The following is a 15,329-nucleotide window of genomic DNA, read 5'->3' on the forward strand; positions in this document are numbered from 1 at the left end:
TGGTAGCGAAAACGGGGCACTCCTCCGCATTCCACTCCGGAGCCGAACCAGGTCGTATATGAAAGCGTTATACACCGAAGGCGAACCACCCGGCACGGCGGGCGGGTACGGGACGCGGCCCGCCCTTCGCCCCCGCCGTCGTCCCGCCGGGGCGGCGGGTCCCCTCAGGCCCCGAACCCGAAGGCCCGCCGCGCGTTGTCCGCGATGATCCCCGCCAGCTCGTCCTCGTCCATGCCCTTGGTCCCGGCCAGCGCCCGCAGCGTGTGCGGAACGAGGTAGGGGGCGTTGGGGCGGCCGCGGTAGGGCTTGGGGGTGAGGAAGGGCGCGTCGGTCTCCACCAGCATCAGCTCCGGCGGCGCCACCGCGGCCGCCTCGCGCAGCGACTCGGCGCTGGCGAAGGTGACGTTGCCCGCGAAGCTCATGAAGTAGCCGTGCTCGGCGCACACCTTGGCCATGTCGGCGTCGCCGGAGAAGCAGTGGAAGACCACCCTGTCCGGGGCGCCCTCCTCGGCCAGGACCCGCAGCACGTCCTCGTGGGCGTCCCGGTCGTGGATCATCACGGCCTTGCCGTGGCGCTTGGCGATACCGATGTGGCGCCGGAAGGACTCCTCCTGGGCCCGCCTGCCCTCGGGGCCGGTGCGGAAGGTGTCCATGCCGGTCTCGCCGACCGCGACGACCTGGGGCAGGGCGGCCAGTTCGTCGATCCCGGCCAGCTGCGCCTCCAGCTCCGCCAGGCCCCCGGGCTCGCGGAGCTTGCCCGCCCAGTCGGTGTCGTCCACCTCCACGCCCTGGGCGCCGTCGCCGTGCACGACGCGCGGCGCCTCGTTGGGGTGCAGTGCCACGGCCGCCCACACCCTGCCCGGGTGCGCGGCGGCGACCTCGGCCGCCCAGCGCGACGAGGGCAGGTCCACGCCCACCTGGACGAGCGGGGTCACCCCGACGCCCTCGGCCGTGGCGATGATCTCCTCGACCTCCGGGGTCTGCATGTCCATGTGGGTGTGGCTGTCGGCCACCGGGACACGCAGGGGCTCGGGTACCGGCGGGGGCGTCTGCTCGTTGCGCTCCCTGACCGCTTTCCCGCTGCGCTTGCCCATGTTCACGTTCCTCCACGAAGGCGCGCCGACGGGCGGGACGCCCGTCGGCGCTGTCGTTCCAGGTCTTCCGCGACGGCCGGGGCCCTCCTCGGGGGGACCTACCCGGCGGCGCCCTCCAGGCGGGCCAGCTCCTCGTCCACCACCGACGGGTCGAGCTTGGCGAACAGCGGCTCCGGACGGCTGAGCGGGGTGCCCGCCGCGATCGGCCTGGACTCCCAGCGCGCCTCGTCGTCGGCGTAGTCCCCGGTGATGACCGGGTAGTCCACCTCCTCCTCCGAGCCGCCGATGGTGTCATGGCCGGTGTCGATGCGGGGCATGCCCGTCCAGGTGCCGGTACCGCCGAGCATCGCGTACACCTTGTTCGCCGACTCGGGCAGGTACGGGGTGAGCAGCGTGTTGGCGTCCTGGACCAGCTGGAGGGCCACGTGGAGCACGGTGGCCATCCGATCGGGGTCGGTCTTCCTCAGCACCCACGGGGCCTGGTCGGAGATGTACTTGTTGGCCTCGGCCACGGTGCGCATGGCCTCCTGCAGCCCCGCCTTGAACTGGGACCGCTCCAGACGCTCGCCGACCCTGGCGAAGGCGGCCCTGGAGTCCTCCAGCACCCGGCGGTCCTCGTCGGTCAGCTCGCCGGCGGCCGGGATCTCGCCCAGGTTCTTGGCCGCCATCGAGATGGAGCGGTTGACCAGGTTGCCCCAGGCCGCCACCAGCTCGTCGTTGTTGCGGCGCACGAACTCGGCCCAGGTGAAGTCGGTGTCCTGGGTCTCGGGCCCGGCGGCCATGATGTAGTAGCGCAGCGCGTCGGCCGAGTAGCGCTCCAGGAAGTCGCGCACGTAGATCACCACGCGGCGCGAGGAGGAGAACTTGCGCCCCTCCATGGTGAGGAACTCGCTGGAGACCACCTCGGTGGGCACGTCGAGCCCGCCCAGCGGCCCGGGATCGCCGTTCCGGTCGCCCTCGCCGTTGTGGCCCAGCAGGATCGCGGGCCAGACCACCGAGTGGAAGACGATGTTGTCCTTGCCCATGAAGTAGTAGGACCGGGCCTCGTCGCCCTGCCACCAGCGGCGCCAGGCGTCGGGCTCCCCGATGCGCCTGGCCCACTCCACCGACGCGGACAGGTAGCCGATGACCGCGTCGAACCACACGTACAGGCGCTTGTTGGCGTTGTCGCTCCAGCCCTCCAGCGGTACGGGCACACCCCAGTTGAGGTCCCGGGTGACCGCGCGCGGCTGGAGGTCCTCCACCAGGTTCAGGGAGAACTTGAGGACGTTGGGCCGCCACTCGCCCTCCTTGCCCTTGAGCCAGGTCGTGAGGGCGTCGGCGAAGGCGGGCAGGTCGAGCATGAAGTGCTCGGTGTCCACGAACTCGGGCGTCTCGCCGTTGATCCGCGAACGGGGCGAGATGAGGTCGATGGGGTCGAGCTGGTTGCCGCAGTTGTCGCACTGGTCGCCGCGCGCGCCGTCGTAGCCGCAGATCGGGCAGACGCCCTCGATGTAGCGGTCCGGGAGCGTGCGGCCGGTGGACGGGGAGACCGCGCCCTTGGTGGTGTGGGCGAAGACGTACCCGTTCTCGTACAGCGCTGTGAACAGCTGCTGGGCGACGGCGTAGTGGTTGCCGGTGGTGGTGCGGGTGAACAGGTCGTAGGACAGGCCGAGGCCGACGAGGTCCTCGGCGATGATCCGGTTGTAGCGGTCGGCCAGCTCCCTGGGGCTCACGCCCTCCTGGTCGGCCAGCACCTGGACCGGGGTGCCGTGCTCGTCGGTGCCGCTGACCATCAGCACGTGGTTGCCCGACATTCGCTGGAAGCGGGAGAAGACGTCGGAGGGCACTCCGAAGCCGGACACGTGGCCGATGTGGCGCGGTCCGTTGGCGTAGGGCCAGGCGACCGCGGTCAGGATGTGGCGATTCGACGACATGATCCAAGCCTAAAGGGGTCGGCGGCCTGCCGCGCACGCCTTTCCCGCGTGGTGCCGCACGCCGGCCCCCGTGCGGTGCCGCGCGGGGGCCGGTGCGGTTCCGTACCCGGAGCTAAGGGACATTCCCCCGGGGTTGCCCCTGCCCTTATGCTCTGCTGGACGGGCCGTGCGCCACCGGGGCGCGCGGCGGCGGACAGCGTCCTCTCCCCGGTTCCTACCTGAGGCGGTGGTCACCATGGTTACCGGTGCCCTACCCCGCCCTGCCCGGCACACCACCGCGCTGCTCACCAGCGTGGTGCTGCTCGTCATCCTGTCCTTCCCCGTCGCCTCCGGCCTGGGGCGGCCGTCCTCACCGCCCCTGCCGCCGCACGGTCTGCTCAGTGCTCCCGAGCACGCGCGGGACCGGGCGGCCGAGCAGGACCGGGCGACCCCGCGCGAGCGCGCGGACCTGGCCGGGAACCCGATGGTGACCGTCGGACCGCCCGCCTCCACCTGCGACCAGCGCTCGGTGCTGCGCGAGCTCCCGGACGCCGTGCCCAGCTGCGCGCTGCGCCTGGCGGTGTGGGACCAGCCCTGGTGGCCGCTGCCGCCCCCCGCGTCCGACCCCGTTCCCGAACAGGCCGCCCGCGGGGAGCTGCCGCCGACCCGGGCTCCCCCTCTCGCCGCGAACACCACCGTCTGACCATCCCGGACGCACCCCCGGATCTGGCACGCGTCCGGATTTCCCGTATTCGCAGTGAGAGGTACCAACCCCTTGTCCAGTCAAACGGGAGCCGGAGGGCGCTGGACACGCGCTCTCATCTCCCTTCTCGTCATCCTCGTCGCGTTCGGCGCGGCGTGGTTCCTCCCGCCGCGCCTGGGGCTCGACCTCAGCGGCGGCACACAGATCGTCCTGGAGACCCAGGACGGCCCCGACGGCACACCGGCCGACTCCGAGAACACCGACAAGGTCGTCGAGGTGCTGCGCCAGCGCATCGACAGCCTCGGTGTGGCCGAGGCGACCATGTCGCGCTCGGGCGAGAACCGGATCATCGTCGAACTGCCCGGTGTGCAGGACCCGGCGGAGGCCGCGAAGATCGTCGGCCAGACCGCCCAGCTGTCCTTCCACCCGGTGCTGGGCGTCGGCCAGCAGGGCGGCCAGGGCGTACAGGCCCCGCCGACCGGCGACTCCGCCAACGCGCCTGAGGCCCCCGCCGACGAGGCCCGGGCCCCGGCCGACACCGAGGGCGGCGGCGAGGCCGCGCCCGAGGGCGGTGAGGGCGGCGAGCAGGAGATGTCGCCCGAGCAGCTGGAAGAGCTCATGAGCGGCATGGACGGCCAGCAGCAGGCGCCCGGGGGCCCCACCGCCGAGAACCCCGAAGACGTCGTGATGACCCTTCCGGACTCGGAGGGGACCAACCTCCAGCTCGGTGAGTCCGTCATCCAGGGCGACCAGGTGGCCAGCGCCGACGCGACGCTGGACAACGTCAACCGCGCCCAGTGGACGGTCAACGTCAACTTCAAGGGCGAGGGCCGCGACCAGTGGACCGAGCTGACCGCCGACGCCGCCTGCTACCCGCAGGGCGACCCGCGCCGCCGGGTGGCGATCGTGCTGGACGAGCAGATCATCTCCGCCCCGGAGGTGAACCCGGAGTTCGCCTGTGACGTGGGCATGCCGGGCGGATCCACCACCATCACCAGCCCCAGCTTCACCAGCGAGTCCGCGAGCGAGCTGGCCGTGCTGATCGAGGGCGGTTCGCTGCCGCTGCCGGTCACCGAGGTCCAGCGCCAGACGGTCGGCCCGACCCTCGGTGCCGCCGCGATCCAGGCCAGCGCCATCGCCGCCGTCCTGGGCCTGGCGTTCACCGCGCTGTACATCACGCTGGTCTACCGCCTGGTCGGCTTCCTGGCCTCGCTCGCGCTGGCGTTCTACACGCTGATCGCCTACGGGGCCCTGGTCGCCATCGGCGCCACGCTGACACTGCCGGGCCTGGCGGGCTTCGTGCTGGCGATCGGTATGGCCATCGACGCCAACGTGCTGATCTTCGAACGCGCGCGGGAGGAGTTCCAGCGTCAGACGAGGACCTACGAGGCGAACAAGTCCGCGGGCATGCGGGACGCCACCGAGGACGAGGCCGCCAAGGCCGGATCCGGGGCGCTCGCCCGGCGCCGCCGCCGGGCCATCCCGCCGAGCCTGGAGAAGGCGTTCGTCGAGGGCTCCCGCAAGGCGTGGAGCGCGGTCATCGACACCAACATCACCACGCTCATCGCCGCGGCCCTGCTGTTCATCTTCGCCTCGGGTACGGTCCAGGGCTTCGGTGTGACCCTGAGCATCGGCACCCTCGTCTCGATGTTCTCCGCGCTGGTCGTCGCGCGCGTGTTCGTCGAGTGGGCGGTACGCCGGGCGGTCGTCCGCAAGCACGCGGGGATCAGCGGCCTGAACAGGATCGGACGCGTCCGCACCTGGCTGGTCGAGAAGAACCCCGACCTGATGAAGCACCGGAGCAAGGCCCTGGTCGTGGCCGGCCTGATCGTGGCGGCCGCGGTCGCCGCGCCGCTGATCCGCGACACCAACCTGGGTGTGGAGTTCACCGGCGGCCGCGTGATGGAGTACGAGGTCACCGGCGAGGAGGACATCTCGGTGAACGAGGCCCGCGAGCTCATCTCCGGGCTCGACTTCCCGGGTTCGGACACCGCCGTGGTGCAGGAGTCCGGTGACAGCGACCTCGCGGTGCGCACCGGCGACATCTCCGACACCGACGCCGCGCAGATCACCGACGCCCTGGCCGACGAGACCGGCGGCGTGGAACGGGTCAGCGACGAGTTGATCGGCCCGAGCATGGGCGACGAACTGCGCAACCGCGCACTGATCGCCCTGGGCGCGGCCCTCGCGTTGCAGCTGGTCTACCTGGCCTGGCGCTTCCGCTGGTCGTTCGGTGTCTCCACCATGCTGTCGCTGGCGTTCAACCTGGCCCTGGTGATCGGCCTGTTCATCTGGTTGGGCAAGCCGATCGACGGCGTGTTCCTCGCCGCGCTGCTGAGCGTCATCGGCTTCACGGTCAACGACACGGTGGTGGTGTTCGACCGGGTGCGCGACGAGTGGGCCAGGGACGAGAGGTCGACGTTCCCGGAGATCGCCAACCGCGCGGTGCTCAACACCCTGCCGCGTACCATCAACACCTCGGTCGGCGCGCTGATCATCCTGGGCTTCCTCACCTTCCTCGGCGGGTCCTCGCTCCAGGACTTCTCCATCGCCATGCTGGTCGGTCTGAGCACGGGTGTGCTCTCCACGGTGTTCGTCGCCGTGCCGCTGGCCATCTGGCTCCAGAGGTGGGACAGGACCGATCCGCCGCACGTGGTCAAGGAGCGCAAGGCCAAGCAGAGGGTCGCCGCCAAGGCCGCTCGCGAGGCCGACGACGGCGCGGTCGTGTAGCGACCGCACCCGCTCCGGTACGGGGCCCCGGGACCACGCGCCCGGGGCCCCGCCCGCGTCCGGGGGGCGGTCAGCCCGCCTGGGCGGGCGCCGGGGCGCCCTCGGAGGCCTGCACCAGGACGAAGCCCCGCCCCTCGAAGGAGAGCTGGAAGGCCTCGCCGCTGCCCCGGCCGATGAGCGCTCCGGCCTTCATCGTGCGGCGCACGCCCGCGCGCAGCGAGGTGGACCAGGCGACCGCGGAGTCGGTGTCCACGAAGGTCGGCTGGTCGATGTCGAGCAGCACGGGGGCGCCGTGGCAGGCGATGGCCACCCTGCCGCGTCCGCTGAAGACCGTGTTGAAGAGGCCGCCGGTCACCATGCCCGCGCCCTCGACCCGGCGGATGTCCCAGCTCAGCCCGGACTCGAAGGCGAGCACGTTGGTGCCGTTGACCGTGAGCTGCTCGTCCTCCAGGTCGACCAGGTGGACGTCCCAGGCGTCGCGGGCCAGGAACACGTCGCCGCGCCCGGAGACCCGCATCAGCGGCAGCCCCTCCCCGGTGAAGGCCTTCTTGAAGAACTTTCCGACGCTGCCGGCCCCCTCGTAGGAGAAGTCGACCTGCCCCTGGTAGGCGACCATGGCGCCCTGCCGGGCGAAGAACTCGCCGTCGAGGCCCACCCGGAGCATCTTGTGGTTCTGCAGGTGCATCCCCGGCCGGCTGGTCTCCTGGGCCTGCTGGAAGAGCTGGCTTCTCATGGAACGGTTCTCCTCTGCGGTCGGTGTCCACCAGGTCAGACGCGTCGCGCCGGGAAAGGTTCCGGCCCCTTTCGGTCCCGGCCCCTTCCGGTCCCGCCGCGAGGCGGTCCGCACCCCTCCGGTGCGCCGGCCGCGGCCCTCAGTCGGCCTGCTCGGCGGCCACGACGCCGTGCACCAGGTCGTAGACCCGGCGCTTGGGGACGCCGGTCTCCTTGGCCACACGGGTGATGGCCTCCTTGCGGCGCACGCCCTCCTCCTCCAGCTCGGAGACCGCGGCCAGCAGGTCGGCGTCGCCGGTCTCCTCCGGACGCCTGCGGGCGCCCTCCACGACGACGGAGACCTCGCCCCGCACACCCCCGGAGGCCCATTCCGCCAGCTCCGCGAGACCGCCCCGGCGCACCTCCTCGTAGGTCTTGGTCAGCTCGCGGCACACGGCGGCGCGCCGGTCGGCGCCGAAGGCCCCGGCCATCGCCTCCAGGGTGGCCGCGACGCGGTGCGGGCTCTCGAAGAACACCATCGTGCGGCGCTCGGCCGACAGGTCGGCCAGGTAGCCGGACAGGCCCTTGCGGGGCGGGAAGCCCTCGAAGCAGAAGCGGTCGGTCGGCAGGCCCGAGACCACGAGCGCGGTGGTCACGGCGGACGGACCCGGGATCGCGGTCACCGGGATGCCCTCCTCACCGCACGCGGCGGCCAGCCGGTAGCCCGGATCGGACACCCCCGGCATCCCGGCGTCGGTGACGACCAGGACGTCGCGTCCGCCGCGCAGGTCGGCGAGCAGCTCGTCGGTACGGCGGCTCTCGTTGGCGTCGTAGTAGGACACCACACGGGCGCCCTCGGCCCCGCCCAGACGCACGTTCGCGCGGGAGGCGAACTGACGTAGTCTGCGGGTGTCCTCGGCGGCGATGACGCGGAAGGCCTCCAGAGCGCGCAGCAGCCTGGGCGGCGCGTCCTCCAGGTTCCCGATGGGCACACCGGCGAGTGTCAGGGTCCCCGTCCCCCTCGCACCGACTCCACCCTCGACCACTGTGATCCCCGTCCTGTCGCGCGCTACGGTTGGCTCTGTCACGCCACCCGAAACCTGGTCTCGCGGTCCGTCCGCAAAGGACGGCCGTCTCCGATCCCAACCTACGAGCCGAGGTGACGGATTCCCCTCCGAGGGAGGGGCTTACGGACCTCGCGGCCGAAAGCCCGCCGTCACCAGCACCAGCCAACACCAGGGAGGTGACCCGTTGGCCACGTTCCACACAGGTGAGAAGACCCACCGGGCCGTGCTGCCCCAGCGGCCTGCTCCGGCACCCGGGTCAGCGGACCGCCTCAGGGACAGGGACGCAACGGGACGCGGAGGCCGCACGGCACCCGGTGCGGAGGGTGTGCGAGGGGAGGCGCCCGACGCCCCACCCGGCGCCGAGCACGTCACTCCGGACCAGCCGGTCCGGGGCCAGGCCCGTGGGGGCCGCCCACCCCGGCACGAGGCGTTCCCCGGATTCCGGACCGCGGGCCCGGCCCGAGCGGTCATCCCCTCCGGCAGGCGCGCCGGAGGCCACACCGGCCGGGTGGCGGTGCGCGGCGGCAGCCACGTCCCGCGGGCCCCGCACGGCCCCGTCGAAACCTCGTGGAAAGATCTGCGCCTGCTCCGACGGGCGGACGGTTACGCCTACACCACACAGAAGGAGGCACGGGTTTCCTCCCCCGTCTGAAGGCGGGAGTATCCACCCCATACACCAGATGACCACCACCGCACACTCCGCAGAGGCCGAGCCCTCGCCCCCGCCGCGGTCGGCGCCGATCCGCGCCCGCCTCCTGCCCGTCGACCCGGCCCCGCGCTGGCTGGGCTGGCTGGGCGCCGTCCTCGTCGCGTTGTTCGCCGGGGCCCTCAGGTTCGTCAACATCGGTGAGCCCGACCGGATCTACTTCGACGAGACCTACTACGCCAAGGACGCCTACGGCCTCCAGGAGTTCGGCTACGAGCACGAGACCGTGGAGGAGCCGGTCGAGGCCGACGACCTGCTCGCCCAGGGCCACCAGGACATCTTCACCGGCGCGGGCGACTTCGTCGTGCACCCTCCGGTCGGCAAGTGGATGATCGCCCTGGGCGACTGGCTGTGGTCGCTCCTGCCCTTCGGCACGTCCATGACCCCGGAGGCCTGGCGGTTCGCCTCGGCCCTGGCCGGGGTGGTCTCGGTCCTCATCCTGGTGCGGCTGGCCCACCGGATGACCCGCTCGGTACTGCTCGGCTGCACGGCGGGGCTGATCCTGGCGCTGGACGGCCTGCACTTCACGTTGAGCCGCATCGCCATGGTGGACATCTTCCTCACCCTCTGGATCCTCGCGGGCTTCGCGTGCCTGGTGATCGACCGGGACAGAACCAGGGAGAGACTCGCCCGCCTGGCCGAGGCGGGGGTGGACCTGGCCTCGGTGGGCTGGCTGGGGATGCGCTGGTGGCGCCTGGCGGCCGGACTGTGCTTCGGCCTCGCGGTCGGCACCAAGTGGTCGGCCCTGTTCTTCGTGGCGGCCTTCGGCCTGCTCACGGTGGCGTGGGACTACGGGGCCCGCAGCAGCGTGGGCCAGCAGCGCCCGTTCTGGCGGTGGCTGGGGATCGACGCCGTTCCGGCGTTCGTGCAGACCGTGGTGGTCGCGGGGGTCGTCTACCTGGTCTCGTGGTCGGGGTGGCTGTTCACACGCGGCGGCTACAACCGCGACCACGCGGACGGCATGGCGCCCGACTGGCTGCCCGGCTTCCTGAGCGCGCCCGCGGAGGCGCTGTGGAGCCTGGCGGACTACCACAGCCGGATGATGACCTTCCACACCGACCTGACCAGCGACCACGCCTACATCTCCGCCCCGTGGGAGTGGCTGGTCATGCGCACCCCGGTGATGTTCCACTACAACGGCGAGGCCGTCGGGTGCGGCAGCGGCGACTGCGTCACCTCGGTGGTCTCCATCGGCACGCCGGTCATCTGGTGGGGCAGCCTGCTCGCCCTGACCGTCGTGTTCGGCTGGTGGGTGACCTTCCGCGACTGGCGGGCGGGCGCCGTACTGCTGGCCGTGGCGGCGGGGTGGCTTCCGTGGTTCGCCTACCCGGACCGCCCCATGTTCCTGTTCTACGCGCTCCCGCTGCTGCCGTTCCTGGTCCTGGCGATCGTGCTGGCGCTGGGCCTGGTGCTGGGGGCCGGCGAGGGGAGTCCGCGCTTCGCCCCGTACCTGAGGGCGGCGGGCGGCATCGTCTACGGCGTGGTCCTGCTCCTGATCGTGGCCTGCTTCGCGTACTTCTACCCGGTGCTGTCGGCGTATCCGGTCGACGAGGGGATGTGGCGCGAACGCCTGTGGTTCGACGTATGGATCTACGGCAGCGGCGGTTCGTGAACACTTCGTCGGTAACCCCGCATTCCACCGAATCCCCATTAGTGGCCAGGCGGACGGAAATCAACAGTTCTGAGTAGCCGAAACAGGACACGGGAAGAAGGCGATTCCCGCGTGGAAACTCTCGGCAAGGCACCACCCTCCCTGGTACTGTCAGCAACTGGTTGCTGTTGTAGTTTCCATGGATGCCCCAGGCGCCTCGCGGAACTTCACGTGGGCGCTCGTCGATACGGGGATTACTCGTCGGTCCGGCGCCCGGCGGCCCGGGGCCAGCAGGGTGCGGCCCCGCAGTAGTCCCCAAGGGAGAGCACATGGCTCAGGGCACCGTGAAGTGGTTCAACTCTGAGAAGGGTTTCGGGTTCATCGCCGTCGAGGGCGGTCAGCCCGACGTGTTCGTCCACTACTCGGCGATCGCGGGCACCGGCTTCCGGAACCTGGAAGAGGACCAGAAGGTCGAGTTCGACATCATCCAGGGCCCCAAGGGCCCGCAGGCGGCGGACGTCAGAGCGGTCTGAACGGTCTGAACACGTTTCTTCCACGGCTCGCGGGTGCCGGACGTCGCCCGGCACCACCGCCCGCGATCCTTTTCTTGTCAGTACGCCCGAACAGCCGGGACCGGGTTCGATGAACCACGGCCGGATCCCGGATCCGGGGCACCGCCCGGCGGCCCCGTGACCCGTGACCGGCCAGGCGTCCGGACGAGGACGCCGTCTCCACCGGCCCCCCGCTCCCAGGGAGCGGGGGGCCGGTCCGCGTCCGGTACCGGGACCGACGGGGCAGGGTTACCCAACCTCACCGATACCGGTTAACCTGCTTGAAGCCGGTCGGTACACCGAGGGACGAGGTCGCGCATGTTCAACATCGGCGGTTGGGAGTTCATCCTCCTCCTGCTGTTCGCGCTGCTGATCTTCGGGCCCGACCAGCTGCCCAAGGCCGCACAGCAGATCGGCCGGGTGCTGCGCCAGCTGCGGACCATGGCCAACTCCGCCTCCAACGACATCAAGGAGGGACTGGGCCCGGAGTTCAAGGACTTCGACGTGCAGGACCTCCACCCCAGGCGTTTCGTGCAGAAGCACTTCTGGGAGGACGAGGAGCCGGAGAAGAAGCCCGCGGCCAGGCTCAACGGCAAGCGCCCGCCCTTCGACGACGAGGCCACCTGAGCCCCGCCGTCCGCGTCCTCGGGCACGCGCCCCCTCGCACCACCGCGGGGAGGGCCGCGCGCCCCTCCCGGGGACGCCTCCCGGCCGCGCCGCTCAGCCCAGGAGCATGAGCACGAAGAGGCCGAAGCCCAGCAGGATCACCGATCCCACGATGATCGTCGGAGAGCCGACCGTCAGGACCAGCGCCTCCACGGCCAGCGCACCGCCGAAGGCCCCGACCAGCCAGGGCCAGCGCGGCCCCGGCTCCCAGCCGTGGCGCTGCTCCCGTCCGAGGGTGACCAGGAACGCGGCCCCGGTCATCAGCCAGAACGCCAGGTGGGCGAGTGCGCGGGTCTCCGGCTCGACGTAGTCGGCCATCCCGCCGACCACCATCACGTAGGTCAGCGTCCCCGTGAGCAGCCTCCAGTGCCCGCCTCCCCTGTGGGCGGGGATGACCTTGCGCCGGGCCGGCGTGGTGCGCCGGAAGCGCTCGGCCGCGACCGGGGGCGCCTCCTCCACCGGTTCGACCGTGGTCTCCGACAGCGGCCGGGGAGGGGGCTCGGACGGCGGTGGCTCGTATCCTCCGACCGGGGAGGGCTCCGCAGGGGACGGGTGGACGGGCTCCTCGGGGGGCTGGTACCCACCGGGGTTCCGGGGGGAGTCGGACACGGCTGTTCCGCCCCTTCACGGTCGCGCGGGCCGGCCCTGGCAGGACCGGGGGTTGGTGTCCGGGTCCCTACCCGCTGCCGTCCGCGGTCAAATCCCCCGGCCACCGGGTTCCGCGGCCGCGGGGCGGGGGAGGGTTCCGGGGATGCGGAGAGGAGAAAGGGCCCGACCAGGACGGCGTGAACTGGCCAGGCCCCGTACCGAGGGCTCGTCGGAACCCTTCGGCAGGCTGGTTAGTACCAGGACCACCCGCTGTCACGGGCGGTGATCGTGTGCGTGGTCATGGCATCTACCTTTCGTATGGCTTCCAGCCCATCCCGACGACAACGATGGCGTAGGACGCTCTCCGTCCGCAAGACCTGAAGCCGAATGTTCATCGTTTTATGGGGCGGGCACCGCCAAACCCGGGACAGCGACACTCGAATAACCGAGATCCAGGACGTTTCCGCAGCTCAGAAGGGCTGTCATTACCGTTCATAGAACACGCCCTCCCCTTGGCCTGCCAAAACAAGGCCCCCTGAAGGCAAAATCCCCATGACCGCCATAACCGAGAGCGATGGATTGCCCATTGTCCCGGAAGTGGAAAACAGGATATGCCTCGGGCGCCTCCGGGACGGGCCCTCCGGAGCACCGCGGTCGGGCACCAGGCAGGACCTGAAGGGAGAGATGTCGGAAACCTACTGTATGCCCAACTTTGGGATACCGCACCCCGCCCGCCACTCCGTTACCCTCCGTGGCTATGGCGCGGTGCCGCGCCCCCCGGGAGGCAATGCCGGGAGGAGGCGAGCGCCCTGTTTCGGTCACGCACAAAAACGGATATATACCTTTCCTCTACCCCGCTGTCTCCCTCAGGAACACCCCTCCGGTGTGGGCTCCGGAACAGTGTTCACGCCGTTTTCCACCGAGATGCCCGGGGTACCAGGGGGTAAGTTCGTTCGTTACCTCCGCAGTCGGCAGGAAGCGCGCCTAAAGTGGAAAGAGCCACCCCAAGGCGGCGCGCGGGCGGGACCGCCACCTGTCCCGAAAGGCGGGGACGTGGAGTCTTCCGGTCTCCCCCTGGCTGTCATACGCATGGAAGGCACCGTCGTGAGTCCGCACCCCCCGAGCCCCCTGGCCCTCACCCCGAGCGTGGAGGACCATCCGTACGAGGACGCCTCACACGCCCGCCCCATCCGCGTCATGGTCGTGGACGACCACGCCTTCTTCCGGCGCGGCCTGGTGTCCGTCCTGGACGAGGAGGAGGACATCAGCGTGGTGAGTGAGGCGGGCGACGGCGAGGAGGCGGTCCGGCTCGCCACCGAGATGCGGCCCGACGTGGTGCTCATGGACGTGTGGATGCCGCACTCCAACGGCATCGACGCCTGCCCGCGCATCCGCGAGGCGGTCCCGCACACCAAGTTCGTCATGCTGACCATGAGCGACGAGGAGTCCGACCTCTTCGACGCCCTCAAGGCGGGCGCCACGGGCTACCTGCTCAAGGAGATATCGGTGACCGAGCTTCCCCGAGCGGTGCGCGCCATCGCCGGCGGCCAGTCCTTCATCAACCCGGCGATGGCGACCAAGCTCATCGGGGAGTTCGCCGAGCTGGCCAAGCAGGAGAGCGCCCCGCCCCGCCGTCCGAGCATCCCCGAGCTGACCCGGCGCGAGACCGAGGTGCTCAAGCTGCTGGCCCGGTCCCTGAACAACCGCGAGATCGGCGAGCGGCTCTTCATCACCGAGAACACCGTCAAGAACCACGTCCGCAAGATCCTGGAGAAGCTCCAGGTGCACTCGCGCACCGAGGCCGCCATCTACGCCGTCCGGGCCGAGTACGTCTCGGGCAACTAGGGAGTGGGGAGGACGTGGTGCGAGGGGCCCGGGGCTCCGCACGCCCCCGCGGCCGCGCCGCCTCCACCACCGCCGGCGGGATCACTCCGGACGCGGTGAGCCGGACTCCGGGATCCGGTCCCCGCCGGAGGAGCCGGGCGTCCTCGGGCCGAAGAGCAGTCCGGCGCTGCGACGGGTGATGGCGAGCAGGTCGCCGTCCTCGAACAGGCTCCGAAGACCGGACCTGTCCAGGTTCCCGGTGAGGGCGAGCGTGGCGACGCCGTGCACGATCGACCACCCGGCGACCAGGGCGGCGGCCGCGTCCTCGACCTCCCGGCCCTCCTCGGCCAGGGAGCCCACCCCGGTGCGGAGCTCGTCGAAGGCGGCCGTCCTCGCGGCGTTCAGCTCCTCGTCGTCCGCGCTCAGCAGGCCGGGGGTGAACATCACGTCGAAGTGCGCCGGGCGGTCGGTGGCGAAGCGCACGTACTCCACGCCCGTGTCCAGGAAGTCCCCGCCCGACTCCCGGCCGGCCCGCAGCCGGTCGGCCAGCTCGCGGAACCCCTCGGTGGCCAGGGCGTTGAGCACGCCCTCCCGGCTGCCGAAGTGGTGCCGGGGAGCGGTGTGGCTGACCCCGAGTCCGACCGCCAGAGAGCGCAGGCTGAGGGCGTGGGGCCCCTCCCTGCCGATGACCTCCGCCGCCTTCTCCAGAACGGCGGCCCTGAGGTTTCCATGGTGGTATCCGTCTGCCATGCACCGAACTCTACGGCGGCAGGTCACCGTCGCGGGGACCGTGGGAGCGGCACCGCCCCCCGGGACCGGAGGAGGCGCGGGGAGTAGGCTGGAGGGAGCACCGGCCGCCCCGCGACAGGGGATAGCCGCTTCGCCGGTGACACTCGGGGCTCCGGTCCGGAAACGACCGCCCGCCGCAGGGAACAGCAGCACCCCCTCCGACCGGAGCCCTTCCGGCTGTCCGCGGCGCGGTGCGCCCGGAAGGCGCCGTGCCCGGGAGGGACCGCCGGGGCCCGGAAAAGACGAAGGGAGGCGACCGGGAAATCTCCCGATCGCCTCCCCCTGTGCCGACGGTCCCGGAGGACCGCCCGGCCTTCGGTGGAGCTATGGGGATTTGAACCCCAGACCCCCTCGATGCGAACGAGGTGCGCTACCGGACTGCGCCATAGCCCCTGAAGACGAGAACCAGACTAG

At 71.2% G+C, this 15,329-nt stretch carries 12 protein-coding genes and 1 tRNA gene; 6 read left to right on the top strand and 7 right to left on the bottom strand.

Features of this window, described 5'->3' with window-relative positions:
• Positions 1–164 precede the first annotated feature (164 nt).
• Together A6A08_RS06370 and metG are read right to left on the bottom strand one after the other, a co-directional pair.
• Positions 165–1,094 carry a TatD family hydrolase gene (locus A6A08_RS06370; protein ID WP_073701595.1) on the bottom strand — a complete coding sequence of 310 codons (930 nt, stop codon included), beginning with the start codon at positions 1,092–1,094 and terminating at the stop codon, positions 165–167.
• 98 nt (positions 1,095–1,192) lie between these two features.
• Positions 1,193–3,010 (bottom strand): methionine--tRNA ligase, encoded by a 1,818-nt coding sequence (gene metG / locus A6A08_RS06375; RefSeq protein WP_073701596.1) that lies wholly within the window; start codon positions 3,008–3,010, stop codon positions 1,193–1,195.
• A 226-nt stretch (positions 3,011–3,236) separates the two neighbouring features.
• Here metG and A6A08_RS06380 point away from each other — a divergent pair, with 226 nt between their 5' ends.
• The gene (locus tag A6A08_RS06380) at positions 3,237–3,692 is read left to right on the top strand and encodes a hypothetical protein (RefSeq protein ID WP_143181683.1); all 456 of its coding nucleotides are present in this window, start codon (positions 3,237–3,239) and stop codon (positions 3,690–3,692) included.
• Between the two features lie 72 nt (positions 3,693–3,764).
• Positions 3,765–6,422, top strand: coding sequence for a protein translocase subunit SecD (gene secD / locus A6A08_RS06385; RefSeq protein ID WP_073701597.1), 2,658 nt, complete (start codon positions 3,765–3,767; stop codon positions 6,420–6,422).
• A 70-nt stretch (positions 6,423–6,492) separates the two neighbouring features.
• Here secD and A6A08_RS06390 read toward each other — a convergent pair whose 3' ends face one another.
• Positions 6,493–7,155: an AIM24 family protein gene (locus tag A6A08_RS06390; protein WP_073701598.1), complete on the bottom strand. Its 663-nt coding sequence runs from the start codon at positions 7,153–7,155 to the stop codon at positions 6,493–6,495.
• A gap of 139 nt (positions 7,156–7,294) precedes the next feature.
• Positions 7,295–8,179: a 16S rRNA (cytidine(1402)-2'-O)-methyltransferase gene (gene rsmI, locus A6A08_RS06395; protein WP_073701599.1), complete on the bottom strand. Its 885-nt coding sequence runs from the start codon at positions 8,177–8,179 to the stop codon at positions 7,295–7,297.
• A gap of 701 nt (positions 8,180–8,880) precedes the next feature.
• Between rsmI and A6A08_RS06400 the strand changes: the two genes are divergently transcribed.
• The 3 genes from A6A08_RS06400 (at position 8,881) to A6A08_RS06410 (ending at position 11,675) form a co-directional block, all read left to right on the top strand.
• Entirely contained in the window at positions 8,881–10,518 is a 1,638-nt protein-coding gene (locus A6A08_RS06400; RefSeq protein ID WP_073701600.1) for a dolichyl-phosphate-mannose--protein mannosyltransferase, read from the top strand.
• A 308-nt stretch (positions 10,519–10,826) separates the two neighbouring features.
• Positions 10,827–11,030 carry a cold-shock protein gene (locus A6A08_RS06405; protein ID WP_017543917.1) on the top strand — a complete coding sequence of 68 codons (204 nt, stop codon included), beginning with the start codon at positions 10,827–10,829 and terminating at the stop codon, positions 11,028–11,030.
• Between the two features lie 336 nt (positions 11,031–11,366).
• Entirely contained in the window at positions 11,367–11,675 is a 309-nt protein-coding gene (locus tag A6A08_RS06410) for a sec-independent translocase (RefSeq protein ID WP_073701601.1), read from the top strand.
• Positions 11,676–11,768: 93 nt separating this feature from the next.
• Here the strand turns inward: A6A08_RS06410 and A6A08_RS06415 are convergent, their stop codons facing one another.
• Positions 11,769–12,323 (bottom strand): hypothetical protein, encoded by a 555-nt coding sequence (locus A6A08_RS06415; protein WP_073701602.1) that lies wholly within the window; start codon positions 12,321–12,323, stop codon positions 11,769–11,771.
• Between the two features lie 1,083 nt (positions 12,324–13,406).
• On the opposite strand from A6A08_RS06415, the gene A6A08_RS06420 reads away from it, so the two are divergent.
• Positions 13,407–14,147 (top strand): response regulator transcription factor, encoded by a 741-nt coding sequence (locus A6A08_RS06420; protein ID WP_073701652.1) that lies wholly within the window; start codon positions 13,407–13,409, stop codon positions 14,145–14,147.
• An 81-nt stretch (positions 14,148–14,228) separates the two neighbouring features.
• On the opposite strand, the gene A6A08_RS06425 is transcribed toward A6A08_RS06420, so the two are convergent.
• Together A6A08_RS06425 and A6A08_RS06430 are read right to left on the bottom strand one after the other, a co-directional pair.
• Entirely contained in the window at positions 14,229–14,876 is a 648-nt protein-coding gene (locus A6A08_RS06425; RefSeq protein WP_073701603.1) for a TetR/AcrR family transcriptional regulator, read from the bottom strand.
• A gap of 358 nt (positions 14,877–15,234) precedes the next feature.
• Positions 15,235–15,308, bottom strand: a tRNA-Ala gene (locus tag A6A08_RS06430).
• Positions 15,309–15,329 lie beyond the last annotated feature (21 nt).

The organism is Nocardiopsis sp. TSRI0078, assembly GCF_001905145.1.
Taxonomy (GTDB): domain Bacteria; phylum Actinomycetota; class Actinomycetes; order Streptosporangiales; family Streptosporangiaceae; genus Nocardiopsis.